The organism is Sciscionella sediminilitoris, assembly GCF_000737195.2.
Taxonomy (GTDB): Bacteria; Actinomycetota; Actinomycetes; order Mycobacteriales; family Pseudonocardiaceae; genus Sciscionella; species Sciscionella sediminilitoris.
The window spans coordinates 14,695-39,427 of record NZ_JALM01000060.1; the positions used below are offsets into that span (position 1 = coordinate 14,695).

The following is a 24,733-nucleotide window of genomic DNA, read 5'->3' on the forward strand; positions in this document are numbered from 1 at the left end:
AGCCGTCAAACGTTTGGTGACGGGAACCCGTCGAGCGCCGATTCGTAGGCCGCGGCCGCGCGCAGGCAGTCCGCGTCCGCGAAGCGCCTGCCCACCAGCATCAACCCGGTCGGGAGGCCGTCGACCAGACCCGCGGGGACCGAGATCGCCGGGTGCCCGGTCACGTCGAACGGGACCGTGTTGTGCAGCATCCCGAGCGCCGCCTCGATCAGTCCGGCCTCGGTGTACCCGCTGTCCGGGATGGGCCGCGCGGTGTACGGGACGGTCGGCAGGGCGAGCAGGTCCACCTCGGTGAGCGCCTCGTCGTAGGCCGCGCGCAACCGCCAGGCCAGTTCGCGAGCCATCGCGTAGTACCGCCCGCCGTGGCGCTCGATGGTGTAGCGCCCGCACAACGCGGTCGCCTTGAGGGTCACCGCCATCTGCTCGGCCGTGGCCACCCGGCCGTGCGCGTAGTGCTCGAGCAGTTCGGGGTCGTATCGCCCGGCCCAGTTCATGCCGAACGCGTTCCCGTCGATCATCTGGGTCGTCGCGCCCTCGGTGGCGATCACGTTCCACAGATGCAGCCCGTCCCGGTGCCAGGGAACGCCGATCCGGCTCACCCGCGCCCCCGCGGCGGCGAGCACCCGGGTGGCCTCGAGCACCGCCTCGTCCACCGGGGCCAGCGAAAGGCCCGGCCAGCCGAAGCCCTCCTCGAGCACCCCGATCCGCAGCCCGGACAGGTCCCCGCCGAGCGCGGCCAGGTAGTCCTGCGGCGTGCTCGTGCGGTACTGCCGCGGATCGTAGCCGTCGTCCCCGGCGAGCACCCCGAGCAGCAGCGCGGCATCGGCGACGGTGCGTGTCATCGGGCCGAGGTGATCCAGCGTGGTCTCGATCGGGAAGGCCCCGGTGTAGGGCACCAGGCCGTGCGTCGGCTTGTGCCCGACCACCCCGCAGAACGCCGCGGGCAGCCGGATCGAGCCGCCCTGGTCACCGCCGACCGCGAGCTCGGCCTCCCCCGCCGCGAGCAGGGCCGCGCATCCGGCCGAGGAGCCTCCGGTCATCCGGGCGGGATCCCAGGGATTGCGCACCGGTCCGCTCGCCGCGGTGAAACTGCCCGCCGAGAAACACAGGTCCTCGCACACCGCCTTGCCGCCGATCACCGCACCGGCATCGAGCAGGCGGCGCACCACGGTCGCGTCCCGCAGCGGGCGGAACCCCTCCACGGCGCGCGAACCGTTCATCATGGGCACCCCGGCCAGCGCGATGTTGTCCTTGAGCACCACCGTGCGCCCGGCGAGCGGGCCCTGCCCGGTCCCGCTGATCCGGGTGCGCACATACCAGGCCGCGTATTCGTTCTCCGCGGCATCGGGAATCGTGAATGCACGTTCCGGCATGGTTTCCCGGTACCGCCGGTAAAGCCCGTCCACCTCGTCGTAGGAGGCGAGCGCGGCGGTGACGAGATCTCGATAGGAATCGATTTCGGCCGAATTCACGCCGAATCCGTACTGGTGCGCGAGCCGGGTGATATCGGCTCGCTCTGGCGGAGTGACTGCCATCGGACCTCCTCGCCCAGAACGCAAAAGGAACGCTAGAAGGAATCGGGGAGAATGTCGAGTTCGGCGGGGCGCGGAGTGACCGGGTGCGAGAATGAGCTCGTGAGCTTCACTATTCATGCGACCGAACACACCGGAATCACCGTCGCCGACCTGGACCGCGCGCTGGAGTTCTGGACCGGAGCGCTCGGCTTTGCTCTCGTGCGCCGTGGTCGGCTGGACGGCGACTTCGCCGGGGACGTCACCGGGGTGGCGGAAACCGGGATCTCCATCGCCGTCCTCGAGGCACCGGGCGGGCACCGGATCGAACTGCTCGAATACACCACCGCCGACCGGGATCGCAGCGCCAAACGGCCCTGCGATCCGGGAGCGATGCACCTGGCGTTCACCGTGGACGACATCGAGGCGGTCCTCGCCGCCGTCGCCGTGCACGGATTCACGCCCCCTGGACGAGTACGGGCCATGCCGGACGGCCCGCGCGCGGGTACCCGGTTCGTCTACCTCACGGATCCGGACGGCACCACCGTCGAACTGATCCAGCCTGCCTGAGCGATCGGCCCGCGGCGAGCATGCTGTGGCGGGCGTGACCTTTCTGACTCACCCGGACCCGGTTACCCTCAGCCGGAGTCGCACAACCGAATATCGCGCGCGGCGGGGGAAGCCGGTGGGAGTCCGGCGCTGACCCGCAACCGTGAACGGCGATCGAGAACAGCCGTGAGCCGGGATGCCCGCCGTGCGCTCGTTCACCCCTGACTGTCGTGGTTTACAGAGCGGGGTCTCATGGCACACCCGCCCTGGGACGTCGCGTGATGTCCCAGGAGGTTCTCGTTGCTCACTCGACGGCGCTTGTTGTCCTCGGCCGCGGGCGTGGCCGCCGGGCTGACGGTGGCCGGATGCGGAACGGGGGCCGGATCGAACCGGTTACGCGTGGCGTTCGAGTCCGGCGGCTCGCGGGAAACCCTGGATCCGCTCAGCGCCACCAATTTCGTCGACCAGGCGCGGGCAAAGGCATTGTTCGACACGCTGGTCACCTATGCCGACGACATGTCGGTGCGCCCGCGGCTGGCCGAATCCTGGGAGAGCGACGACAGCGGCAGGCGGTGGCGGATCCGGTTGCGCCGGGCCCGGTTCCACGACAACCGCCCCATCGACCCCGCGGACGTGCTCTACAGCATGCGCCGGGTCGCCGATCCGAAGCTGGCCTCGGCGTCCCGGCAGTACTTCGCGGGAGTGGATTTCCCGTCCTGCCGCCGGATTTCGCCGACCGAGCTCGAACTGGTGCTGCACAATCCGGATTTCGAGTTCCCCGCGGCCTGGGGCGCGCCCTCGACCGAGATCGTGCCGGAGGGGACGAAGGATTTCACCGCGCCCATCGGCTCCGGCCCGTTCCGCTTCGTCTCCTTCACTCCCGGCGGGCAGGCGGTGTTCCGCCGCTGGCGCGGGCATTGGGCGGGCGAATCCGGGATCGAGGAGCTGGAGTTCGTCCCGGTCCAGGACGAGTCGGCACGGGCGAACGCGCTGCTTTCCGGCCAGGTCGACTACGCCCACGATGTCACGGCGACCACGGCCGCGCGGCTGACCGGGGACACCAGGGTGCTCACCGCACGGGGCACCACGATGCAGGCGGTCAACCTGCGGCTGAGCCGCCCGCCGTTCGACGATCCCCGGCTGGTGCAGGCCGTGTACTACGGCGTGGACCGCGAGGAACTGGTCCGGATCGCGCTCGCCGGGCACGGTTCGGTCGGCAACGACCTGTTCGACAAGGGTCAGCGCGGTTATGCGGCGGCCATCCCGCAGCGGCACCGGGATGTGGACCGAGCCCGCGCCCTGGTCCGCGAGGCGGGCGCGGAAGGGCTCTCCTTCCCGCTCGAAACCAGTTCCACGATCCCCGCCTTCGAATCGGCGGCCACCCTGATCGCGCGCCAGCTCGGCGAGATCGGCCTGCGGGTGCGGCCGAACACCCGTGCGGCGAGCACCTATTTCGCGCAGATCAAGACCGAGGGAGTGGCGGCACAGACCAGGACCGCGACCCTGCCGATCACGAGTTTCCTCTCCCAGCGGTTCCGCACCGGCGCCTCGATGAACGTCACCGGGTTCACCGATCCGCGCTACGACGCGCTGCTCGATCGCGCGGCGGCCACCAGGGCGGAGCCGGACCGCCTCGGTTTGCTCGCCGACGCCCAGCAGATCCTGCACGATCGCGGCGGGCTGCTCGTCTGGGGATTCGGCAACTGGTACATCGGGGTTTCCCAGCGGGTGCACGGTGTCCGCGCCGCACCGCCGAACTCGCATGCCTGGGCGCGGTTCGATTCGGCGCGGATCTCCTGAACCGGTGCGGTTTCTGCTGACCCGGTCCGCCATCGCGCTCGGCCAGCTCGCCGTGGTGCTGCTCGCCGCGTTCGGGCTCACCGCGCTGCTTCCCGGGGACGCGGCCGCGGTGATCGGCGGGGAACGGGCGAGCGCGGCGGAACTGGCCGCGCTGCGCGATCAGCTCGGGCTGGACCGCCCGCTTCCCGAGCGGTTCGGCGACTGGCTCGGCGCCCTGTTCTCCGGTGACCTCGGCCGCTCACTGGTCACCGGGGTTCCGGTGAGCACCGAACTCGCGCAGCGGTTCGCGAGCACCGCGATCCTCGCCGGGCTGGCCATCGCCGTACTGTTCCCGCTCGCCGCCGCGGTCGGGGTGACCAGCGGGCTGCGCGAGGGTTCCCGGACCGACCGGCTGCTCTCCGCGGTCACCGTCGGGCTGCACGCGATCCCCGAGTTCGTGCTGGGCCTGCTGGTGGTCGCGGCCTTCTCCGTCTACACGGGACTGTTCCCGGCCACGACCGTCGGGCTGGACGGGATCGGGTTGCTCGCCCAGCCCGCGGTTCTGGTGCTCCCGGTCGCGGTGCTCGTCGGCGCCCAGCTCGGCGATCTCGCCCGCCAGGTGCGCATCGGGGTCGCGGCGAACGCGGGGAGCCCGAGCGCCCGGCATCTGCGGCTGCTCGGGCTCGGCGAGCGCACGGTGCTGCTGCGCCACGTGCTGCCGAACGCGCTCGCCCCGCTGATCCAGCAGTCGGCGCGCACCATCGAGGGCCTGTTCTCCGGGGCACTGGTCGTCGAGACGCTGTTCTCGGTGCGCGGGCTGGGCACCGGGTTCATCGAGGCGGTGCAGAACCGGGATTTCCCTGCCGTGCAAGGGTATGTGCTCGTCTTCGCCGTCGTGATCATCACGGTGAACCTGCTCGGCGATCTGCTCGCGCACCGGTTCACTCCACAGCGGGAGCGTGCCGCGTGCTGAGGATGCTGCTGCTGGCGATCCCGCTGCTGCTCGCCGTGTTCGGCCCCGTTCTCCCGCGCAGCACGGCACCGGAGGCGGATCCGCTGCTCGGACCGGGCAACGGGCACCCGCTCGGTACCGACGCGCTCGGCAGGGATGTGCTGGCGTTGGTGTTCTCCGGCGGCACCTCGGTGGCCGGGATGACCCTGGCCGCGCTGCTGCTCGCCTATCTACTGGGAATCCCGCTCGGCCTGTTCGCGGCGAGCAGGCGGCGCCGGGGCACGGACGAGGCGGTGCTGCGGGTGCTCGATATCCTGCTCGCCTTCCCCGGCCTGCTGGTGCTCATGGTGCTCGCGGCGGCCGGGCACCGGGAACCGGCGACCCTGATCGTGGCCGCCGCGGTGCTGCAACTGCCCGCGGTGACCCGGATCGTGCGGGCCGCCGCGCTCGCTCCCGGGTGCCGCACCGCGGTCGAGGCGATGTACCTGCAGGGGATGCCGTGGTGGCGGATCCAGTTCGGCTATGTCGCCCGCTCCGCGCTCGGCCCGGTCGCCACCGATGCCGGTACCCGGCTCGGCATCGTGCTCTACCTGCTGGCCTCGGCGAACTTCCTCGGGCTCGGGCTGCCCGGTTCCGCCCCGGACTGGGCCGTGGTGATCGAGCGCAATGCCACCGCGCTGTTCGCCCAGCCGCTGGCCGTCCTGGTGCCCGCCGCGCTGCTGGCGATGCTGTGCGTGGGCGCCAACCTCACCGTCGACCGTTACCTGGCGAGGCTGCGATGACTCTGCTCGAACTCACCGAGCTCGGCGCGAGCACGGGAGAACACGAACTGCTGAGTGGGATTTCCCTTGCTGTGCAAGAGGGTTCGGTGCTCGCCGTGCTCGGTGAATCGGGCAGCGGGAAGACCACGCTCGGACTTGCCGCGCTCGGCGAGGCCGCGAACGGGGTGCGGTTGACCGGAAGCGTGCGAGCATCGGGAACGGAACTGCTGGGCCGCAACGCCTCCGAGCGCGTACGGGCGCGGGCCGGTGCGCTCGGGCATCTGCCGCAGGATCCCGCGAGCGTGCTCGATCCGGTCCGCCGCTGCGGACCGGTGCTGCGCGAACTGGCCGGGCTCCGGAACTCCGGCCGCGCCGAACGCGCGAACGCCGTCACGGCCGCACTGCGGGACGCGGGACTGGCCCCCGGGATGGCCCGCCGTCATCCGCACCGGCTCTCCGGTGGCCAGCAGCAGCGGATGGCGCTGGCCACCACCCTGGTCTGCGCACCGGGTCTGCTGGTGCTGGACGAACCGACGACCGGGCTGGATCCGGTCACCAAGGCCGGTCTGCTCGACCGGCTGCGACTGCTCACCGAATCGGGGAAGGCGCTGCTGCTGCTCACCCACGACCTCGCCGCGGTGCGCGCCCTCGCGGACGAGATCGCCGTGCTCGACGGCGGAGAACTGATCGAACACGGCCCGGCGGGGGAACTGCTCCGCGCACCTCGCGCGGCCAAGACCCGGGAACTGACCAGTGCACCGGAACCGGTGCCGCGACCGCGCACCGGCGGCGCGGCGCTCGAGGTGCGCGGGCTGCGGGTGCCCGGCATCCTCACCGGACTCGAGCTCACCGTGCCCGCCGGGGCCACCACGGTGCTGCTCGGCGCCTCCGGGGCGGGCAAGACCACACTCGGCCGGGTGCTCGCCGGGCTGACCGGAGCGCGCGGCACGGTGACCCTCGACGGGAAACCGGTCCCCACGGCCGCGGGCAAGCGGGATACCGCGCTGCGCCGCGCCATCCAGTACGTGCATCAGGACAGCCGCGCCTCGTTCGCCGAGCACGCCGGGACACTCGGCCAGATCGCCGCGACCGCGCGGTGGCTGCGCGGCGCGAACCGGGCCACCGCCCGGGAGGAGGCCGCCGCGCTGCTCGGTGAGCTCGGCGTGGACCCCGCGGCCGCCGAACGGCCACCAGGATCGCTGTCCGGCGGGCAGTTGCAGCGGTGTGCCCTGGCGCGGGCCCTGCTCGCCCGGCCGCGGCTGCTGGTGTGCGACGAGATCACCTCCGGCCTGGACCCGGCGAGCACCACCCGGCTGCTGCGGGTGCTCACCGCGGCCGCCGAACGCAGCGCGACCACGCTGCTGCTCATCGGGCACGACCTGGACACCCTGCTGCCGTTCGCCGACCGGGTCGCCGTACTGGACGCCGGTCGCTGTGTCGAAGAGGCGGACGCGGAACGGTTCGCCGCCGAACAGACCTCGGCGCCGGGAGCCGCACTCATGCGAGGCGGGCTCCCGGCGCCGGAAGGTCAGTGATCAGGCGGGCACCGGATCCGCGACGGTGAACTTCAGTTCCCCGTCTGCCGCGGACACCTCGACCCGCTGGCCCTCGCCGAGTTCACCGTCCACGAGCAGGTCGGCGATGGCGTCGTCCACCTGCTGCTGGATGGTCCTGCGCAGCGGCCGCGCCCCGAACTCGGGCTGGTGGCCGTGTTCGGCGAGCCAGGAAACGGCCGAGTCGTGGAACTCCACGCCAATCCCGAGCCCGGCCAGCCGGTCCCTGGTGTCCTGCAGCAGCAGTCCGGTGATCGTGTGCAGCTGCTCGGAGTCGAGCCGCCGGAAGACCACGACCTCGTCGATCCGGTTGAGGAACTCCGGGCGGAAGGATTCGCGCAGTTTGCCCATCAGCCGGTCGCGCAGCGGTTGCTGGTCCTCGGACTCCCCGCGGAACCCGAGCGCCCCTCCCCTGCTGGAGATGATCTCCGAGCCGAGGTTGGAGGTCATGATCAGCACCGTGTTGGAGAAGTCCACGGTCCTGCCCTGACCATCGGTCATCCGCCCGTCGTCGAGCAGCTGCAGCAGGGTGTTGAACACATCCGGGTGCGCCTTCTCGATCTCGTCGAGCAGCACGACCGAGTAGGGGCGCCTGCGCACCGCCTCGGTGAGTTCGCCGGCCTCGCCGTAACCGACGTAGCCGGGAGGCGCGCCGACCAGCCGGGAAGCGGTGTGCCGCTCACCGAACTCGCTCATGTCCAGCCGCACCATCCGGTCCGCGTCCCCGAACAGGGCCGCGGCGAGTGCCTTGGCCAGCTCGGTCTTGCCGACCCCGGTCGGGCCGAGGAACAGGAAGCTGCCGACCGGGCGGTTCGGATCGCCGAGCCCGCTCCGGGACCGGCGCACCGACCTGGCGAGCGAGTTCACCGCGTCATCCTGGCCGATCACCCGCTGGTGTAGTTCCGCCTCGAGGTTGCGCAGCCTGGTCTTCTCGGTCTCGGTGAGCTGGCTGACCGGGATCCCGGTCGCCCGCGAGACCACCTCGGCGATATCGGTGTCCTCGACGGTGAGTGCCGTGCGCGAACGCCCGTCCGATTCGAGCGCACCGATCTGGTCCCGCAGCTTCGAGGCGTCCTCGTAGCGCTCCTCGCGCACCGCGCGGTCCTTCTCCCGTTCGAGCTCCTCGACGCTGGCGCCACCGGTCTGCCCGTTGGCGAGTGCGCGCAGCCGCACCCGGGCGCCCGCCTGGTCGAGCAGGTCGATCGCCTTGTCCGGGAGGAACCGGTCGGTCACGTAGCGGTCGGAGAGCTGCGCCGCGGCGAGCACGGCCTCCTCGGTGTAGCGCACCGAGTGGTGCTGCTCGTAGCGCTCGCGCAGCCCGGTCAGGATCGCCACGGTGTCCGGCACGCTCGGCTCCCCGACGTGCACCGGGGCGAACCGGCGCTCGAGTGCCGCGTCCTTCTCGATGTTCTTGCGGTACTCGTCCAGGGTCGTCGCGCCGACCACGTGCAGCTCACCGCGGGCCAGCCGGGGCTTGAGCATGTTGCCCGCGTCCACGGCACCCTCGGCACCGCCCGCGCCGACGATCGTGTGCAGCTCGTCGATGAACACGATCACCTCGCCCTCGGCGGCGACGATCTCGGCGATCACCTTGTTCATCCGCTCCTCGAAGTCACCGCGGTAGCGGGCACCGGAGAGCATGCTGGAGATGTCCAGGGCCACGATCCGTTTGCCCGCCAGCGTCGCGGGCACCGTGCCGTCCACGATGCGGGCCGCGATGCCCTCCACGATGGCGGTTTTGCCGACCCCGGCCTCGCCGATCAGCACCGGGTTGTTCTTGGTGCGCCGGGAGAGCACCTCGATGGTCTGCTCGACCTCCTCGGCGCGCCCGATCACCGGGTCGAGCTCGCCGGCGCGCGCCCGCTCGGTCAGATCGGTGCCGTACTCGTCCAGCTGCGGGGTCTTGCTCTCCTGCCGCGCCGGTCCCTGTCCCTGGGGCTGGCCGAATCCGCGCGGGTGCACCCCGGCGGCGTGGAACAGCCTGCCGGTCGCCGAGTTCTCGTCCGCGGCGAGCGCGAACAGGATGTGCTCGGGGCCGATGTAGTTGGACTGGGTGGCGCGGGCGATCTGGTGCGCGCCAAGCAGCGTCCGCTTGGCCGCGGTGGTTAGCGCGGGCGGCTGCTCGGTCTCGGTCTGCCTGCCCGGCAGCGCCGCTTCGAACCGCTCGGCGAGCTGGGCCGGGTCCGCACCGGAGCCCTTGATCAGGTCCGCGGTCTCGCTCGCGCGGGTAGCGGCGAGCGCGAGGTGCAGCGCGTCCAGATCGGTGTTCCCGCGCTGCACGGCGAGCGCCGCCGCGTCGGCGAGCAGTTCCTGGGCCCGCTCGGTCATCAGGCTGGTCAGATCGACCCGGTGCACCCGCTCCTCGCCGGGCGTCACACCCGCGCCGAGCAGCCGGGCAAGGAAGTCGTCAAAGGAGCCGTACTGGCCGTTCGCCGGTCCATTGCCGTAAAAGCCTGGCATCTTCCCTCCTCGGGAGCATCCACCAACTGCGAAAACTCAAAGGTTGAGTCAACTACTGTCAACTAACGTGCAGCACAGCTTAGGAATTCCAGCTGTGACCGTGGTCACCCCGTTAGACTTTCGGGTATGGACCGTGCCGTTATCGACGCCCTTTTCCCCTCGGATCTGCCCGAGCCCGAATACTGGGAACAGCGCTACCCGGCGCGTGAACTCCCCGAGGGCGCACTGGTCACCCGGTTCGGTCCCTCGCCGACCGGCTTCGTGCACATCGGCGGCGTCTACGTGGCGAACGTGGACGCCGACCTCGCGCGCCGCTCCGGTGGCCGCTACCTGGTGCGGGTGGAAGACACCGACCAGTCCCGCGAGGTCGCGGGCGCGCTCGACCAGTTCGGCCGTGCCTTCGACTACTTCGACCTGCGCGCCGATGAGGACAGCGAGCAGGGCGGCGACTACGGCCCCTACCGGCAGTCCGAGCGGGAGCGGATCTACCTCAGCTACGTGCGCGAGCTGCTCCGCGCGGGCAAGGCCTACCTGGACTTCGCCACCAAGGAGGAGCTGGCCGAGATCACCGCGAAGCAGCAGGCGGTGAAGCTGCCCACCGGCTACTACGGATCCTGGGCGATCTGGCGGGACGCCGACCCGGCGGCGGTCCAGGCCAAGCTGGACGCCGGCGAGCCCTATGTGGTGCGGTTCCGCGCCCCGGACGACACCGGAGAACGCATCCGGTTCACCGACGCGATCCGCGGCACGCTGGAGCACGAGGCGAACCGCAACGACGTGGTGATCCTGAAGAGCTCCGAGCAGTCGCCGCGGCTGCCCACCTACCACTTCGCGCACGCGGTGGACGACCACCTGATGCGGGTGAACCTGGTGGTGCGCGGGGACGAGTGGATCTCCTCGGTACCGGTGCACCTGCAGCTGTTCGAGGCGCTCGGCTTCGAGCAGGTCCGCTACGCGCACATCGCCCCGCTGCTCAAGCAGGAGAACGGGAACAAGCGCAAGCTGTCCAAGCGCAAGGACCCGGAGGCCTCGGTCGACTTCTACTTCGAGTCCGGTTACCCGGCCAAGGCGGTGCTGTACTACCTGCGCGGCCTCGCCAACGGACGGCTGGCCGAGCTGCCGCTGGACGAGGCGATGGCCGAACCGCTGCGGCTGGACGAGTTCGGGGCGGCGGGCGCGCTGGTGGACCTGGTCAAGCTGGACGACATCTCCGCCGACCACATCGCCACGCTCACCGGGCCGGAGATCCTGGACGCGGTCAAGGCCTGGGCCGCCGAATTCGACACCGAGCTCGCCACGACCCTGGACACGGAACGCGAACTGGCCCTCGGCGCGCTCTCGGTGGAACGCGAGGGCGTGCAGAACCCGCGCAAGGACCTGAAGAAGTGGAGCGAGTTCCGCGCGGTCTACGGGTTCTTCTTCCCCGAACTGTTCACCCCGCTTTCCGGGGCCACCGACGAGCGGGTCGCCCCGCTCGCCGTGGATCCCGCGCTGGTGCGCACGATGATCACCGAATTCCTCGAGGGCTACGAGCACCACGAGGACACCGACGAGTGGTTCGGCCAGATCCGCGCGCTCGCCGCGAAGCACGGGTTCGCGCGCAACGCCAAGGAGTACAAGAAGGACCCGGACGCCTACCCGGGTTCCATCCGGGAGTGCGCGCAGCTGTTCCGGGTGGCGATCACCGGTTCCACCCGCAGCCCCGACCTGCACTCCATCACCCGGGTGCTCGGCCGCGAGGAGACGGTGCGCCGGATCGGCGCGCTGGCCAGCTGAGCGGCACAGTGCTTCCATGGGGTCGAGGACACGACCCTTGGAGGCACGATGGACGCGGTGACTTCGGTTCCGGATCCGGCCAACGAGCCGGTGCTCGGCTACGGCCCGGGAAGCACCGAGCGCGAGTCGCTCTCCGGCGCGCTCGCCCGGCTTTCCGCGCAGCGGGTCGAGCTGACCATGACGATCGACGGCCGGGAACGCATGGCAGGCGGGGACCGCTTCGACGTGGTCGCCCCGCACGAGCACCGGCACGTCCTCGGCACCAGCGCACAGGCCACGAACGCGGATGTGGCCGAGGCCGTCGCCGCGGCGAAGCGGGCCGCGGGCGACTGGGCGCGTACTCCCTTCGATGAGCGGGCCGCGGTGCTGCTGCGCGCCGCGGACCTGCTCGCCGGTCCGTGGCGGGACACGATCAACGCGGCGACCATGCTCGGCCAGTCGAAATCGGTGCAGCAGGCGGAGATCGACGCGGCCTGCGAGTTCATCGACTTCCTGCGGTTCAACGTGGCCTATGCCCGGCGGGTGCTCGCCGAACAGCCGCGCTCGGTCCCCGGGGAGTGGAACCGGATGGAGTACCGCCCGCTGGACGGCTTCGTCACCGCCATCACCCCGTTCAACTTCACCGCGATCGCCGGGAACCTGCCGACCGCGCCCGCGCTGATGGGCAACACCGTGGTGTGGAAACCCACGCCGACCCAGCAGCTCGCCGCACACCACACGATGCGGCTGCTGGAGGCCGCCGGGCTGCCGCCGGGGGTGATCAATCTGGTCACCGGGGACGGGGCAGCGGTCTCCGAGGTGGCGCTCCCGGACCCCGGGTTCGGCGGGCTGCACTTCACCGGTTCCACGGCCACCTTCAAGCGGTTGTGGCGCACCATCGCCGACAACCTGGACGGCTACGGCTGCTATCCGCGCATCGTCGGCGAGACCGGCGGCAAGGACTTCGTCGTGGTGCACCCGTCCGCGGATCCGGCCGCGATCCCCGCAGCCCTCGTCCGCGGCGCTTTCGAGTACCAGGGCCAGAAATGCTCCGCCGCCTCCCGCGCCTATCTGCCGAAGTCCTTGTGGCACAACGGAATCCGTGACCAGCTCGCGGACCTGACCAAACAGGTGCGCTACGGGGATGTGGCCGACTTCGGCAATTTCGGCGGCGCGGTGATCGACCGGCGCGCCTATGCCAAGCACGAGGCCGCGCTGCGCAGGGCCGCGGCGAGCCCGGGCATCGAGGTGCTCAGCGGTGGTGGCTGCGACGACTCGACCGGGTTTTTCGTGGAGCCGACCGTGCTGCTCGGCGAGGATCCGCGGGACGAGATCTTTCACACCGAGTATTTCGGGCCGATCCTGGCCGTGCACGTCTACGAGGACCGGGACTACTCCGCGATCCTGCACACCGTGGACGAGACCAGCCCGTACGCGCTCACCGGGGCCGTGTTCGCCACCGACCGCGCGGCCATCGCCGAGGCGCACGAGGTGCTGCGGCACGCGGCGGGGAACTTCTACGTCAACGACAAGCCGACCGGTTCCATCGTGTCCCGCCAGCCCTTTGGCGGTTCCCGGGCCAGCGGCACCAACGACAAGGCCGGATCGCTGTACAACATCACCCGCTGGACGAGCCCGCGCGCGATCAAGGAGACCTTCGACGCCCCGACCACGATCGGGTACCCGCACCAGCTCTGAGGGCGCCGCCGTTCAGCGCCGCAAAGCCTTGCGGGCCAGCCAGTTGCCGAGGAACTGGGCAGCCTGCACGAGCACGATGATGGTGACCACGGCGATCCCGGTGACCACCCAGTTGAACCGGTGGTATCCGTAGGTGATCGCGAAATCGCCGAGGCCGCCCGCCCCGACCGCGCCCGCGACCGCGGTCATGTCCACCACCGCGACGAAGATGAAGGTATAGCCCAGGATCAGCGGGCCGAGCGCCTCGGGCACGAGCAGGGTGCGGATGATCCGCATCGGGCTCGCCCCCATCGCCCGCGCGGCCTCGATCACACCGGGGTCGATGGTCACCAGGTTCTGCTCCACGATCCGGGAGATCCCGAAGATCGCGGCCAGGATCAGCGCGAAGGTGGCCGCCGTGGTGCCGAGCTGGGTGCCGACCACGGCGATGGTCAACGGGCCGATCGCGGTGATGAAGATGATGAACGGGATCGGCCGGATGATGTTCACCAGCACGTTCAGCACGGTGAACACCACGCGGTTGGCCAGCAGCCCGCCGCGCCGGGTGGTGTAGAGCAGGATGCCGAGCACCAGCCCGAGCAGCCCGCCGATGAGCATCGTGACGAGCACCATCCACAGGGTCTGTCCGATGGCGGTCAGGAAGGTCGGGCCGAGTGTGCCCCAGTCGGCGTTCATGCGGACAGTTCCTCGATCTCGGTCGTCGTTGCCAGTTCGGCGATCAGCGCGTCCACATCGGCGTCCGCGCCACGCAGTTCGAGGGTGAGCCCGCCGAGCGAGCGCCCGCCGAAGGCCTGGATGCCGCCGTAGACGATGTCGAAGCGGACGTTGTGCCTGCCGACGGCCTCGGAGAGCACGCTGCCGAGTTCATCGCCCTCCCGAACCCGCGCGGTGACCAGTCTTCCGGTGTGCCGCTCGCGGATGCGTTCCAGATCGATGCCCTCGGGCTGATCGCGCAGCACGGTCTCCACGAACCGGCGGGTGGTCGTGCTCCGCGGCCGGGAGAACACGTCGAACACCGGACCGGTCTCCACGAGCCTGCCCGCGTCGAGCACCGCCACGCTGTCCGCGATCTCGCGCACCACGTCCATCTCGTGCGTGATCACCACGATGGTCACGCCCAGTTCGGCGTTGACCCGTTTCAGCAGCCGCAGCACATCCCCGGTGGTCTCCGGATCCAGCGCGCTGGTGGACTCGTCGGCGAGCAGGATCTTCGGATTGGTGGCCAGCGCCCGCGCGATGCCGACGCGCTGTTTCTGCCCGCCGGAGAGCTGATCGGGATAATGCCATGCCTTGTCCACGATGCCGACGAAGTTCAGCAGTTCCTCGATGCGGTCGCGGCGGCGCTGCTTGTCCCAGCCCGCGATCCGCAGCGCGTAGTCCACATTGCCGAAAACGGTGCGCGAGCGCAGCAGGTTGAATTGCTGGAACACCATGCCGATCCCCGCGCGCAGGGTGCGCAGTTCGCGCTCGCGCATTCCGGCGACGTTCGCACCGTCCACGATGAGTTCCCCGGACGTGACCGGTTCGAGCGCGTTGATCAACCGGACCAGGGTGCTCTTGCCCGCCCCGGAATACCCGATGACGCCGAATATCTCGCCGGATTCGATGCGCAGGTCGATGTTCTCCAGCGCGGTGACCGGGGTCGAGGATTCGGTGAACGTCTTGGTGACGTTCCTGAATTCGATGATGGGTGCCACGGAATCTCTCTCAGTGATTGTTCTGGCGCAGTACGCCTTCGACGCGGTTCATGATCCGCACCAGATCGGCTCGCGGGCGCCGCACGTCCAGCTGGGTTCCCTTGGACTCCCGCTGGGTTTCCGCGACCACTGCCCGGTCGTGGTAGATCTCCCCGAGCGTGCGGAACACCGGATTGTCCTTGTCCTGTTCCCGCGCGACGAGCACGTTGATGTACGGCTCGGCGTTCTTGCTCTTGGGATCATCACTGAACAGTGCCTTGGTCGGATCCAGGTCCGCGTCGAGGGCGAAGTTGTTGTTGGCCACCGCGGCGTCCACCGAGGGCAGCGAGGTCACCGTCTGCGCCGCGTCCACCGGGGTCACGGTGACCTTGGACGCGGACCGGTCGATGTCCGCGGGCGTGGAGGTCGCGTTTCCCCCACCGCGCAGGGTGATCAGCTTCGCCGACTGGAGCAGCAGCAGGGCCCGCGCCTGGTTCGTCGGATCGTTGGGGATCGCGATGGTGCCGCCCGCGGGGATCTGCGCGAGATCGGTGTGCTTCTTGGAGTACAGCGAGAGCGGCACGATGTACGTTGAGGCAACCGGGGTGAGGTTGTCCTGTTTGGACACGTTGTAGTTCGCCAGGAACAGCAGGTGCTGGAACGAGTTCAGGTCGATCTGCCCCTGTGAGAGTGCCGGATTGGCCTGGGTGTAGTCGCTGAAGTTGACCAGCTGGACGGTGATCCCCTTGTCCGCGGCCAGTTTCGTGAACGGTTTCCAGTATTCCGAGCTCGCGTCCGCCACCCCGATCCGCACGGTCTTGTCGTCCGCATCACCGGAGGCGGGCAGCATCGCGTTCGCGATCAGGAAGATCACCCCGGCGAGCACGATGACGGTGGTGGCGGTGGCGCCGAAGAGAAAACCCTTGCGCTTGCGCGGTTTGGGCGGCAGCGGCACGAGCTCGCCATCGGGCATGGGAATCCTCTCGAAACAAGACCGGCAGGGGGACGCGCGGCAACCATGCCCGCGCCAGGACGATTCTGGCGCAGTTCCCGCGCGCGCGGGAAATCGTTCCCCATCCTGGGACGGTTCGCCGCGGTGGTCGCCGCTGCCGTAGTGCGTAGCCGACACAGTACGTTCCGTTCACCTGCCCGGCAACCGCACACGGCACACTTGCGCGATCGGTATTCAGCGCTACTATGTACTGGTACTCATTGACACTGACTAGCTGGAGGGCGCATCCGTGGCCAGGCAGATGACGGAGATGCTCAAGGGTGTGCTGGAGGGCATCGTGCTGGCGATCCTGTCCGGCCGCCCCGCGTACGGCTACGAGATCACCGCGTGGCTGCGCGATCAGGGCTTCGCCGATATCGCCGAGGGCACCGTGTACGCGCTCCTGGTCCGGTTCGAACGGCGCGGCCTCGTGGATGTGGAGAAGGTCGCCTCGGAGAAAGGGCCACCGCGCAAGGTGTTCTCCCTCAACACCGCGGGCCGGGACTATCTCGAGGAATTCTGGAAGACCTGGGGCTTTCTCAGCGAACGTCTCGAACAGCTCCGCCGAGGAGGAAAATGATGGGCAATATTCTGGAGAAGGTCGTCGGCGATTTCGGCGGCAAGCGCCGGTGGTGGGATTACAAGGCGCGGATCAAGGCACTGCCCGCGAACTATCGCGCCTCGGCCGAGGCGCTGGAACGGTACCTGATGTACTTCGGTTCCTCGAAAAGCGATTCCCTGATGACCATGTTCGAGGATCTCGCCGATCTGCTCGAGCAGGCGGCCGCGGACGAAATCCCGATCCGCGAGGCGCTCGGCGACGACCCGGTGGTCTTCGCCGAGGAATTCCTGGCGAACTACCCCGTCAGCGAATGGATCGGCAGAGAGCAGAAGCGGCTCGGCGAGGCCATCGCGCGGGCCGCGGAGCAGGAATCCCGATGAGCACGCCACCGGCCGTCGAACCCGCGATCCGGGTGGAGGGACTGGAGAAGTCGTACCAGGATCTGCACGTGCTGCGCGGGGTGGACTTCGAGGTGGCCCGGGGCAGCATCTTCGCCCTGCTCGGCTCGAACGGGGCCGGAAAGACCACGATCGTGCGAATTCTGTGCACCTTGCTCAAAGCCGACGCTGGGACGGCGAGCGTGGACGGCAGGGATGTCGCCACCCAGGCAGCGCGGGTGCGGGAGTCCTTCAGCCTCACCGGACAGTTCGCTGCCGTGGACGAGATCCTGAGCGGTCGGGAGAACCTGGTGCTGGTCGCGAAACTGCGCCACCGCGAGGATCCGGTGGCGATCGCGAACGATCTGCTGGAGCGTTTCTCGCTGACCGAGGCGGCGAACCGCAAGGTCGCCACGTATTCGGGAGGCATGCGCCGCCGCCTGGACATCGCGATGAGCCTGATCGGGGATCCGCCGGTGATCTTCCTGGACGAACCGACGACCGGGCTCGATCCCGAAGCCCGCATCGAGGTGTGGGACGCGGTGCGGGACCTGGCCAGGCGCGGCACCACGGTATTGCTGACGACCCAGTACCTCGAGGAGGCCGAGCAACTCGCCGACCGGATCGCGATCCTGCACAAGGGGCGGATCATCGTCGACGGAACGCTGGCCGAACTCAAACAGCTGCTGCCCCCGGCGAAGGTCGAGTACGTCGAGAAGCAGCCGAGCCTGGAAGACGTGTTCTTCGCCATCGTCGGCGAGGACCGGGACACCACGGCGCACACCTGAGGAATCCCGCCATGCATCCGCATTTCTTCGGCGACACCGCCGTGCTGCTCGGCCGTTCCCTGCGGCACATCACGCGCAGCATGGACACCATCATCACCACCGCGATCATGCCGATCGCGTTCCTGCTGCTGTTCGTCTACGTGTTCGGCGGCGCGATCGATCACGGATCGGGCGACTACACGAGCTACCTGTTGCCCGGGATCCTGCTCATCACGATCGCCTCGGGCATTTCCTACACCGCGTTCCGGCTCTTCACGGACATGAAGAACGGGATCTTCGAACGATTCCAGTCCATGCCGATCGCGCGCTCCTCGGTGCTCTGGGCGCACGTGCTGACCTCGCTGGTGGCCAACCTGATCTCGCTCGTGGTGGTCACCGGTATCGCGCTGCTCATGGGTTTCCGTTCGGGCGCGGGCGTGCTCTCCTGGCTCGCGATCCTCGGCATTCTGGTCCTGTTCACCCTGGCGCTGACCTGGCTGGCCGTCATTCCCGGGCTGTCGGCCAAAACCGTGGACGGCGCGAGCGCCTTCTCCTACCCGCTCATCTTCCTGCCGTTCCTCAGCTCCGCGTTCGTACCGACCGCGTCCATGCCCGGCCCGGTGCGCGCCTTCGCCGAGCACCAGCCGGTCACCTCGATCGTCAACGTGCTGCGCGAGCTGATCACCCAGCGACCGGTGAGCGCCGACCTCTGGCTCGCCCTCGCCTGGTGCTTCGGCCTGCTGCTGCTCGCCTACGCCTGCGCCATGCTGATCTACCGCCGCAAGATCAGCTAGGACAATTCAACGGCGGCGGCGTTTCTGGCGGTCGATGCTGCCCGGCGCCAGCTGTTCGCGAAACCGGGTCAGCAGTTCCGAGGTCTGTTCGGCGCGCTGTTCGTCCCGGGCGGCCAGCGCCAGCAGCACGGCATCGGTGACGGTGAGCGCGGCGAGGCATTCGCTGGTGCCGCCGGCGGGTGCGTGCGCGGCTTCGAGGCAGACCCGGACCCGGTCCCGCAGCACGGGAGCGAGCGCGTCGGTGACGAGCACGACGTCCGCGCCGACCTCTCCGGCGCGATCGAGGAGCACCTCGCATTCGTTGAGCAGCCTGCCGGGGGCGTAGAGCACGACGCAGCTGTCCCCGGTGACCGCGAGCAGTTCGTCGGCGAGCAGGAATCCGGCCTGGGAACCGTCCTGGGCGCGCAGGCCGAGCCGGTTGAGCCGTTTGACGAGGTACTGCGCGGAAAGGGCGGAGAGGCCGACCCCGAAGGCGAACACCTCGCGCGCGCCCGCGATGGCCTCCACCGCCTCGGTCAGCTGCTCCGCGGTGACCATTCGCCTGGTCTCGGCGAGCCGTTCGGTGGCATCGGCGAACACATAGCGCAGGGTTGCCTCGTGATCGCTTCCGGTGTGCTCGATGCGCTGGCGCAGCCGCACCGAGGGGCGCACCTCGTCCACCAGTGAGCGGCCGAGCTGTTGTTTGAGCTCGGGGAGCCCGGAGTAGCCGAGCGTCCGCGCGGTCCGCACCACGGTGGCATCGCTGGTCCCGGTCAGTTTGCCGAGCTGTTCGGCGGTCGCGAACAGCGCATCGTGTGCGTGTTCGCGCAGATAACCGACCACCCGCTGCTCCGCGGGCGAGAGCGCATCGCCGCGCTGGTTGGCCCGCTCGGTGAACGACATCTCCGTCATAGGCGAATCGTAGATGACAGGTCTCGCCCTGTCTGTCGCCACGACTACAGCGGCCACCGGTTCAGGCTCGCCCCCGGTGTGCTGAGCACCGCGTCGAAGGCCGCCGGGACCGGGGCCTCGGTGACGGTGCTCTGCGCGCGCAGCCTCCCGATCGGTTCGGGCAGTCCGCGCAGGTCGGTGAGGGTGATCGACGAGCCGAGGCCCGCGGTGCACAGTTCGGCCTCGAGGGTGCCCTCGGCCGGGGCACCGATCTCGGTCGCCGCGGCGGAGAACCCGATCTCGTCCTCCCCTTCGCCGACGGTCATCTCGGGCACGCTGTCCCCGGTGTGGGTCAGTGCGATCGCCCGGTACTGGTCCCCGAGCGCGTCCGCGAGGAAGTGGCCCATGGGCAGCGCGGAGAAGAAGCCCTCGTGCAGCACCGGGGTCTTCTGGATGTGGAAGTTGTGCGCCACCAACAGGATCCGCGCGTCCGGCCCGGCGTGGTCCAGCTGCCGATCCAGGTGCCACAGCACGGACTCGGCCAGATACCGGTCCCGTACCCCGGTGTCCCCGGGCATCGGGTTCTCCGTGAACACGCCGTGCATCGCGGAGTAGGTGTAGTCGAGCGCGCACGCGGCTTCGAGGTGGCGCGCGGCCAGATCGTAGGCGGCCTGATCGGTGCGTTCGATGCTGCGTGGTTCGAGCGCGCGGAACCGCAGCAGCAGCCGGGAAAGCGTCGCGGTGAGCGCGTCCTGCTCGGCCTCGGAGAGCTGCCCCCATCCGGTGGTCGCCGAGACGGCCGATCCGCCGCCGATCCGGTCGGCGAACGCGAGCGCGGTGCGCAGCCTGGGCAGCGATTCCGGGTCGGCCTGGCCGAGATAGGCCTCGACCGGTTCGAGCACGGTGCGCAGCGCGGAACTGGTCGGCAGGTCCACCCCGGCGAACTCGATCGGCCGTTCCGCGTGCGCGTTGTGCTCGCGCAGCCAGCGCAGTAGCCCGCCGTTGATCCAGGTGGCCAGCTGCCCGCCGATCGCGGTGAGGTCATCGGCCTCACCCTCGCCGTGCGCCCAGGCGTCGGCGGCGAACCCGGTGGCGAAGCCGTATTCGGCGGCGAGCATGGTGAATCCGCAGCGCTCGACCAGGAACCGGAGCAGCCGGATCCGCGGGGTGTCGAACTCCGCCACGAAATGCGCGCCCTCGCCGAGGGCCACGACCGCGGCATCACCGATGATCTCGCGCACCGGTTCGAGCTCGTCCAGTGGCCCGTCCGGGTCGAGGGTGTCCAGCGTGTGCGCGTTGGCGCGGAACCATTCGGTGAGCGTGCTCATACCGAGCACCGTACTCAACCCTGGTGTTTCGCACCGCGGTGGTGTTTCGGGGCGAGCGCGTCCAGCGAGGACTGCAGTGCCTCGATGCTTCCCTTGCGGGCCTTGGCCATCCCGATGAACAGGCAGTCGACCACGAGCAGCTGGCTGAACCGGCTGGACAGCGAGACCGGGGGCAGTTCGGTGCCCCGCCCCTCCGCGGCGAACAGCACTTCACCGGCCACCGCGGTGATCGCCGACTGCGCGTTCCCGGTGATCGCGATCGTGTCCGCGCCCGCCTCCGCGGCCCGCTGCAGCGGTTCGATCACCTCGGCGGTGTTGCCGGAGTGGCTGATCCCGATGGCCACGTCCCCGCCGCGCAGTTGCAGCGCACTGGTGATGGACACGTGCATCTCGGTGTGCGCCTGCGCGGCGATCCCGATGCGCAGCAGCTTGTGCGCGAGGTCCTGGGCGACCAGTCCGGAGGTCATCAGCCCGTAGATGTCCACCCGCCGCGCCGCACCGACCAGTTCCACCGCGCGCCGCAGCGCGTCCACATCCAGGGCGTGGGCAGTGTCCCCGAGCGAATCCTGCCCGTCCCTGGTGAGCTTCGCGATCACGGTCGGCAACTCGTCCTCGGCACTGACCGGACCGAACAGCCGCTCGCCATCGGGTTCCCCGGCCTTGGCGGCGTACGCGACCAGCGCCATCCGCAGCTGCCGGTAACCGTGGTACCCGAGCAGCCGCGCGGTCCTGGCCACGGTCGCCTCGCTGGTGTTCGCGCGTTCGGCGAGCTCACCGAGACTGCGCTCGGCACACGCCTGCGGTTCGTCGAGCAGCAGCTGGGCGACCGCGCGCGGCAGCGCGGGCAGCGCGGGCAGCAGCGATCGGACGCCTGCGGGAAAGTCGGTCACCGGTTCATTGTGGACGCTGCGGGACCGCGGCGGCGAAACTCCTGGTGATCCAGGCCGGGTCGGTGATCGCGGTACCGACGACCGCGGTCCATGCGCCCCGCTCGAAGGCGGCGCGCACCTGTTCCGGGGTGTGCAGCCGCCCCTCCGCGATCACCGGGACGGCCAGTTCGGCGGCGAGTGTCCCGAGCAGTTCCAGATCCGGACCGTCACTCTGCCCCTCGGTCTCCGCGGTGTAGCCGGAGAGCGTGGTCCCGACACAGTCCGCGCCGGCGCGCGCGGCGAAGATCCCGTCCGCCGCGGTGGCCACATCGGCCATCACCAGTGCGCCCCGCGCGTGCACCGCGGCCACCAGATCGGCGAAGCTCTCCCCGTTCGGCCGCTCCCGGTCGGTACCGTCCGCGGCCACGATGTGCGCGCCCGCGTCCACGATCCCGAGCGCGCGTTCCACGGTCGGGGTGATGAACACCGATTCCGGGGAACGCAGGCTCTCGTCCTTCCACAGCCCGATCACCGGCAGCTCGACCCCGGCGTGCACGGCCGCGATGTCCCCCGGCCCGTTGCACCGGATCGCCGCGGCGCCACCGGCTTCGGCCGCGCGGGCCATCCGCGCGATGGTCGGGGTGTCCCGCAGCGGATTCCCCGCGCGCGCCTGACAGGACACGATCAGCCGCCCGCGCAGCTCCGCGAGCAGGTCTCGAGTGGTCACCGCAGTTCTCCTATTCACTATCGCCGAGTACGAGTGCGGCCGCCCCGATCACCGAGGCGTCCGCGCCGAGCCGGGCCGCGAGAAGCTCGATCCGGCGCAGCGGGGCGAGCAGTTCGGCTACGAAGGCCTCGCGCACCTGGTCCAGGAACGGCCCTTCCATCCGGGTGACCCCGCCACCGAGCACCACCTGGTCCGGGTCGAGCAGGTTCGCCGCACCGCCGAGCGCGCGTCCGAGGGTGGCCGCGGCGGTGCCGATCACGGTGCGCGCGAGCTCCTCGCCGGCTGCGGCGCGCCGGGCCACCTCGCGCAGATCCGTGATCCCGGCGTCCCCGCTCGCTTCCCGGTAGGCCGCGGCGATCGCGGGCCCGCTCGCGGCGGCTTCGAGGTGCCCGGCCCGGCCGCAGGAACAGCGCCGATGGCCGCCGACCGGTTGGTGCCCGATCCCGCCCGCCGTGTGGTGACTGCCGTGGCGCAGCTTTCCGTCCACGACGAGCGCGCCGCCGATCCCGGTGCCGATCGCCGCGTACAGCACCGTGCCCGCGATACCCGTGCCGAACCGCAACTCCCCCGCGGCGAGCGCGTTCACATCGTTGTCCACGGCGACCGGGACCCCGAACCTGGCGCGCAGCCAGGGCCCCACCTCGGTGCCCGCCCAGCCGGGGAGCAGGTCCGTCGCCGAACGGATCGTCCCGGTTGCCGCGTCGACCACGCCCCCGGTGCCGACCCCGATCGCGGTGAACTCCCGGCCTTCACCGACCGCGCGCGCCGCCTGTTCGATTCCCTCGAGCACTCCCTGCCCGCCGCGATCGGTCGGGGTGGGCAGGTTGGTTCGCGCGTGCACCGCGCCGGTGGCGTCCACGAGCCCGGCGGCGATCTTGGTGCCGCCGACGTCGACGCCGATGCGTAACTGATCCATGCGTTCTCCGTCCCGGTACTTGCCCGCGAGCGAGTACGGTGTAACAGTAACAGTTACAACTGTACGACGAAGTAATAGTTACTGTTTTCCGTGGAGGTGCCCTGGTGGCCAGTGGAACACGTGCGACGAGGTTGGTGCTGCTCGCCTCGGTGACCGCGGCCGTGGGCGGACTGCTGTTCGGTTACGACACCGGGGTCATCTCGAGTTCGCTGATCTTCATCAAGCGCGAATTCGGACTCGACGCGCTCGAGCAGGGCATGATCGCCAGCGCCCTCGCGGTGGGCGCGATCCTCGGTGCGGTCGGGGCGGGTCCGCTCGCCGACCGGTTCGGCCGCAAGCCCGCGGTACTCGCCGCTTCCGGGGTGTTCGCGATCGGCGGGGTGTTCGCCGCGCTCTCCCCCAATGCGGCGAGCCTGATCGCCGCGCGGGTGGTCATCGGCGTCTCGGTGGGCGCTGCCTCGGTGCTCGTTCCGCTGTTCATCGCCGAGATCGCCCCGCCCGCGATCCGCGGACGGCTGGTCACCCTCAACCAGTTGATGATCACCATCGGCATCCTGGTCAGTTACCTCATCGGGTACCTGCTCTCCGAGATCGAAGGCTGGCGGTGGATGTTCGCCTTCGCGGTGATCCCGGCCGCGCTGCTGGCCGCCGGGATGAGCGTACTGCCGGAGACCCCGCGCTGGCTGATCGCGCACGACCGGATGGACCGGGCCCGCACCGAACTGGCCCGGTTGCGCACCGGCGAGGATGTGGATCGCGCCGTCGAGGAGGAGATCGCCGCGATCCGGGACACCAAGGCCCAGGGCCGGGTCGGCTGGCGGCAGGTCACCGGGCGCAGCGTGCGGCCCGCCCTGCTCGTCGGGCTCGGTATCCAGTTCCTCGCCCAGCTCACCGGGGTGAACGCGGTCATCTACTACGCGCCGACGATCCTCACCAATGCCGGTCTCGGGGCCAGCGCGGCGATCCTGGCCACGGTCGGCGTCGGGGTGATCAACGTCGTGATGACCGTGGTCGGCATGTCGCTGATCGATCGCAGCGGACGGCGGCCGTTGTTGTTGTGGGGACTGGGTTTCATGATTCCCGCGCTGATCGTGCTCGGTTTCGTGCTCGCCACCGGGACCCTGTCCGGATTCGGCCTCGTGCTCGCGATCGTCGGGCTGCTCGCCTACATCGCCGCGGTCGCGGTGAGCGTGGACACCATCGTGTTCGTCATCCCCGCCGAGATCTACCCGCTTCGGGTGCGCGGCAAGGCGATGGGAATCACGCTCGTGATGAACTGGTCGATGAATTTCGTGATCTCGTTGAGTTTCCTCCCGGTGTTGCAGTCGATCGGGCCGCGCCCCACGTTCTGGATCTTCGCCGCCCTGTGCCTGGTGATGTGGCTGTTCGTGCGGTTCGTGGTGCCGGAGACCAAGGGCCGCAGCCTGGAGGAGATCGAGCACGGTCTGCGGCGCGACTGAGCGGGTGCCGGCTTGCACTGCTCAGCGCGGTGACAGCACAGGGCGCCGGAGGAGATCCCGTCGACGGCCTCACGTGACTGCTGACCACGTCGTCAACCGCCCCGACAACCGACGCCGCGTACACCTACAACGTGCGGTATTCGGGTGCGGTGAATTCGGGTTTTCCGTTGTGGATGCGGACTTGCCATTCGGTGTGGTGGATCAGGGTGTGATGCTGGCGGCAGAGCAGCACCATGTTGTCCTCGGCGGTGGGTCCACCGTTGGCGTGGTGCTGGATGTGGTGGGCTTGGGTGAGTGCGGGTGGTTTGTCGCAGTCGGGGTGGGCGCACCCCTTGTCTCTGGCGATGAGTCTGCGTCTGAGTTTGGGTGGTGCGGTGC

At 69.8% G+C, this 24,733-nt stretch carries 23 protein-coding genes and 1 riboswitch; of the genes, 12 read left to right on the forward strand and 11 right to left on the reverse strand.

Annotated elements, in window-relative coordinates; all coding sequences use genetic code 11:
* Positions 1-5 precede the first annotated feature (5 nt).
* Entirely contained in the window at positions 6-1,535 is a 1,530-nt protein-coding gene (locus AD72_RS22300) for an amidase (protein WP_031468504.1), read from the reverse strand.
* Positions 1,536-1,634: 99 nt separating this feature from the next.
* On the opposite strand from AD72_RS22300, the gene AD72_RS22305 reads away from it, so the two are divergent.
* From AD72_RS22305 to AD72_RS22325, 5 genes are all read left to right on the forward strand, one after another.
* A complete protein-coding gene (locus AD72_RS22305; RefSeq protein WP_031468505.1) occupies positions 1,635-2,081 on the forward strand; it encodes a VOC family protein in 447 nt (148 codons plus the stop codon).
* A gap of 42 nt (positions 2,082-2,123) precedes the next feature.
* Positions 2,124-2,282, forward strand: a riboswitch (cobalamin riboswitch).
* Positions 2,283-2,360: 78 nt separating this feature from the next.
* Complete coding sequence (locus AD72_RS22310; RefSeq protein WP_197285046.1) at positions 2,361-3,860, forward strand: ABC transporter substrate-binding protein; 1,500 nt, start codon at positions 2,361-2,363, stop codon at positions 3,858-3,860.
* A gap of 4 nt (positions 3,861-3,864) precedes the next feature.
* On the forward strand, positions 3,865-4,812 hold the full coding sequence (locus AD72_RS22315) for an ABC transporter permease (RefSeq protein ID WP_031468507.1): 948 nt from the start codon (positions 3,865-3,867) through the stop codon (positions 4,810-4,812).
* 2 nt (positions 4,813-4,814) lie between these two features.
* A complete protein-coding gene (locus tag AD72_RS22320) occupies positions 4,815-5,573 on the forward strand; it encodes an ABC transporter permease (RefSeq protein WP_031468508.1) in 759 nt (252 codons plus the stop codon).
* A complete protein-coding gene (locus AD72_RS22325) occupies positions 5,570-7,087 on the forward strand; it encodes an ABC transporter ATP-binding protein (RefSeq protein WP_037346957.1) in 1,518 nt (505 codons plus the stop codon). The genes AD72_RS22320 and AD72_RS22325 overlap by 4 nt, the downstream gene beginning before the upstream one ends.
* On the opposite strand, the gene AD72_RS22330 is transcribed toward AD72_RS22325, so the two are convergent.
* Positions 7,088-9,565: an ATP-dependent Clp protease ATP-binding subunit gene (locus tag AD72_RS22330; protein WP_031468510.1), complete on the reverse strand. Its 2,478-nt coding sequence runs from the start codon at positions 9,563-9,565 to the stop codon at positions 7,088-7,090. It abuts the gene before it with no gap.
* A 126-nt stretch (positions 9,566-9,691) separates the two neighbouring features.
* On the opposite strand from AD72_RS22330, the gene AD72_RS22335 reads away from it, so the two are divergent.
* Entirely contained in the window at positions 9,692-11,341 is a 1,650-nt protein-coding gene (locus AD72_RS22335) for a glutamate--tRNA ligase (RefSeq protein WP_031468511.1), read from the forward strand.
* Positions 11,342-11,389: 48 nt separating this feature from the next.
* The gene (gene pruA, locus AD72_RS22340) at positions 11,390-13,018 is read left to right on the forward strand and encodes an L-glutamate gamma-semialdehyde dehydrogenase (RefSeq protein WP_031468512.1); all 1,629 of its coding nucleotides are present in this window, start codon (positions 11,390-11,392) and stop codon (positions 13,016-13,018) included.
* Positions 13,019-13,030: 12 nt separating this feature from the next.
* On the opposite strand, the gene AD72_RS22345 is transcribed toward pruA, so the two are convergent.
* From AD72_RS22345 to AD72_RS22355, 3 genes are read right to left on the reverse strand one after another with little or no spacing between them, the layout of a single operon-like run.
* Positions 13,031-13,693: a methionine ABC transporter permease gene (locus tag AD72_RS22345; protein ID WP_020496061.1), complete on the reverse strand. Its 663-nt coding sequence runs from the start codon at positions 13,691-13,693 to the stop codon at positions 13,031-13,033.
* Complete coding sequence (locus tag AD72_RS22350; protein WP_031468513.1) at positions 13,690-14,715, reverse strand: methionine ABC transporter ATP-binding protein; 1,026 nt, start codon at positions 14,713-14,715, stop codon at positions 13,690-13,692. Before AD72_RS22350 ends, AD72_RS22345 begins: the two co-directional genes overlap by 4 nt.
* Positions 14,716-14,725: 10 nt before the next feature.
* Complete coding sequence (locus AD72_RS22355) at positions 14,726-15,667, reverse strand: MetQ/NlpA family ABC transporter substrate-binding protein (protein ID WP_031468514.1); 942 nt, start codon at positions 15,665-15,667, stop codon at positions 14,726-14,728.
* Positions 15,668-15,935: 268 nt separating this feature from the next.
* On the opposite strand from AD72_RS22355, the gene AD72_RS22360 reads away from it, so the two are divergent.
* Genes AD72_RS22360 through AD72_RS22375 form a run of 4 tightly spaced genes read left to right on the forward strand, consistent with a single transcriptional unit; the run spans position 15,936 to position 18,185 of the window.
* Positions 15,936-16,265 (forward strand): PadR family transcriptional regulator, encoded by a 330-nt coding sequence (locus tag AD72_RS22360; protein WP_031468515.1) that lies wholly within the window; start codon positions 15,936-15,938, stop codon positions 16,263-16,265.
* Positions 16,265-16,627: a DUF1048 domain-containing protein gene (locus tag AD72_RS22365; RefSeq protein WP_031468516.1), complete on the forward strand. Its 363-nt coding sequence runs from the start codon at positions 16,265-16,267 to the stop codon at positions 16,625-16,627. The genes AD72_RS22360 and AD72_RS22365 overlap by 1 nt, the downstream gene beginning before the upstream one ends.
* The gene (locus AD72_RS22370) at positions 16,624-17,412 is read left to right on the forward strand and encodes an ABC transporter ATP-binding protein (protein WP_031468517.1); all 789 of its coding nucleotides are present in this window, start codon (positions 16,624-16,626) and stop codon (positions 17,410-17,412) included. Before AD72_RS22365 ends, AD72_RS22370 begins: the two co-directional genes overlap by 4 nt.
* Before the next feature lie 11 nt (positions 17,413-17,423).
* Positions 17,424-18,185 carry an ABC transporter permease gene (locus tag AD72_RS22375; RefSeq protein ID WP_031468518.1) on the forward strand — a complete coding sequence of 254 codons (762 nt, stop codon included), beginning with the start codon at positions 17,424-17,426 and terminating at the stop codon, positions 18,183-18,185.
* Between the two features lie 6 nt (positions 18,186-18,191).
* Here the strand turns inward: AD72_RS22375 and AD72_RS22380 are convergent, their stop codons facing one another.
* The 5 genes from AD72_RS22380 to AD72_RS22400 are packed head-to-tail and all read right to left on the reverse strand — an operon-like array spanning position 18,192 to position 22,895.
* On the reverse strand, positions 18,192-19,076 hold the full coding sequence (locus AD72_RS22380) for a MurR/RpiR family transcriptional regulator (RefSeq protein WP_051898889.1): 885 nt from the start codon (positions 19,074-19,076) through the stop codon (positions 18,192-18,194).
* A 44-nt stretch (positions 19,077-19,120) separates the two neighbouring features.
* On the reverse strand, positions 19,121-20,383 hold the full coding sequence (locus tag AD72_RS22385; protein WP_031468520.1) for an erythromycin esterase family protein: 1,263 nt from the start codon (positions 20,381-20,383) through the stop codon (positions 19,121-19,123).
* A 14-nt stretch (positions 20,384-20,397) separates the two neighbouring features.
* Positions 20,398-21,273 carry a MurR/RpiR family transcriptional regulator gene (locus tag AD72_RS22390; protein ID WP_197285048.1) on the reverse strand — a complete coding sequence of 292 codons (876 nt, stop codon included), beginning with the start codon at positions 21,271-21,273 and terminating at the stop codon, positions 20,398-20,400.
* Positions 21,274-21,277: 4 nt separating this feature from the next.
* Complete coding sequence (locus AD72_RS22395) at positions 21,278-21,979, reverse strand: N-acetylmannosamine-6-phosphate 2-epimerase (protein WP_031468522.1); 702 nt, start codon at positions 21,977-21,979, stop codon at positions 21,278-21,280.
* Positions 21,980-21,989: 10 nt separating this feature from the next.
* Entirely contained in the window at positions 21,990-22,895 is a 906-nt protein-coding gene (locus tag AD72_RS22400) for an ROK family protein (protein ID WP_031468523.1), read from the reverse strand.
* 104 nt (positions 22,896-22,999) lie between these two features.
* Here AD72_RS22400 and AD72_RS22405 point away from each other — a divergent pair, with 104 nt between their 5' ends.
* Entirely contained in the window at positions 23,000-24,355 is a 1,356-nt protein-coding gene (locus AD72_RS22405; RefSeq protein WP_231644929.1) for a sugar porter family MFS transporter, read from the forward strand.
* A 124-nt stretch (positions 24,356-24,479) separates the two neighbouring features.
* Here the strand turns inward: AD72_RS22405 and AD72_RS35885 are convergent.
* On the reverse strand, positions 24,480-24,733 hold a 254-nt coding region (locus AD72_RS35885; protein ID WP_197285049.1), incomplete at its 5' end, for an HNH endonuclease signature motif containing protein.

What these genes read in the sequence shown, in the direction of transcription:
- AD72_RS22300 (WP_031468504.1), bottom strand. Translation starts at nt 1,535, where the DNA reads ATGGCAGTCACTCCGCCAGAGCGAGCCGATATCACCCGGCTCGCGCAC.
- AD72_RS22320 (WP_031468508.1), top strand. Translation starts at nt 4,815, where the DNA reads ATGCTGCTGCTGGCGATCCCGCTGCTGCTCGCCGTGTTCGGCCCCGTT.
- AD72_RS22325 (WP_037346957.1), top strand. Translation starts at nt 5,570, where the DNA reads ATGACTCTGCTCGAACTCACCGAGCTCGGCGCGAGCACGGGAGAACAC.
- AD72_RS22330 (WP_031468510.1), bottom strand. Translation starts at nt 9,565, where the DNA reads ATGCCAGGCTTTTACGGCAATGGACCGGCGAACGGCCAGTACGGCTCC.
- AD72_RS22335 (WP_031468511.1), top strand. Translation starts at nt 9,692, where the DNA reads ATGGACCGTGCCGTTATCGACGCCCTTTTCCCCTCGGATCTGCCCGAG.
- pruA (WP_031468512.1), top strand. Translation starts at nt 11,390, where the DNA reads ATGGACGCGGTGACTTCGGTTCCGGATCCGGCCAACGAGCCGGTGCTC.
- AD72_RS22345 (WP_020496061.1), bottom strand. Translation starts at nt 13,693, where the DNA reads ATGAACGCCGACTGGGGCACACTCGGCCCGACCTTCCTGACCGCCATC.
- AD72_RS22355 (WP_031468514.1), bottom strand. Translation starts at nt 15,667, where the DNA reads ATGCCCGATGGCGAGCTCGTGCCGCTGCCGCCCAAACCGCGCAAGCGC.
- AD72_RS22365 (WP_031468516.1), top strand. Translation starts at nt 16,265, where the DNA reads ATGGGCAATATTCTGGAGAAGGTCGTCGGCGATTTCGGCGGCAAGCGC.
- AD72_RS22370 (WP_031468517.1), top strand. Translation starts at nt 16,624, where the DNA reads ATGAGCACGCCACCGGCCGTCGAACCCGCGATCCGGGTGGAGGGACTG.
- AD72_RS22375 (WP_031468518.1), top strand. Translation starts at nt 17,424, where the DNA reads ATGCATCCGCATTTCTTCGGCGACACCGCCGTGCTGCTCGGCCGTTCC.
- AD72_RS22380 (WP_051898889.1), bottom strand. Translation starts at nt 19,076, where the DNA reads ATGACGGAGATGTCGTTCACCGAGCGGGCCAACCAGCGCGGCGATGCG.
- AD72_RS22385 (WP_031468520.1), bottom strand. Translation starts at nt 20,383, where the DNA reads ATGAGCACGCTCACCGAATGGTTCCGCGCCAACGCGCACACGCTGGAC.
- AD72_RS22400 (WP_031468523.1), bottom strand. Translation starts at nt 22,895, where the DNA reads ATGGATCAGTTACGCATCGGCGTCGACGTCGGCGGCACCAAGATCGCC.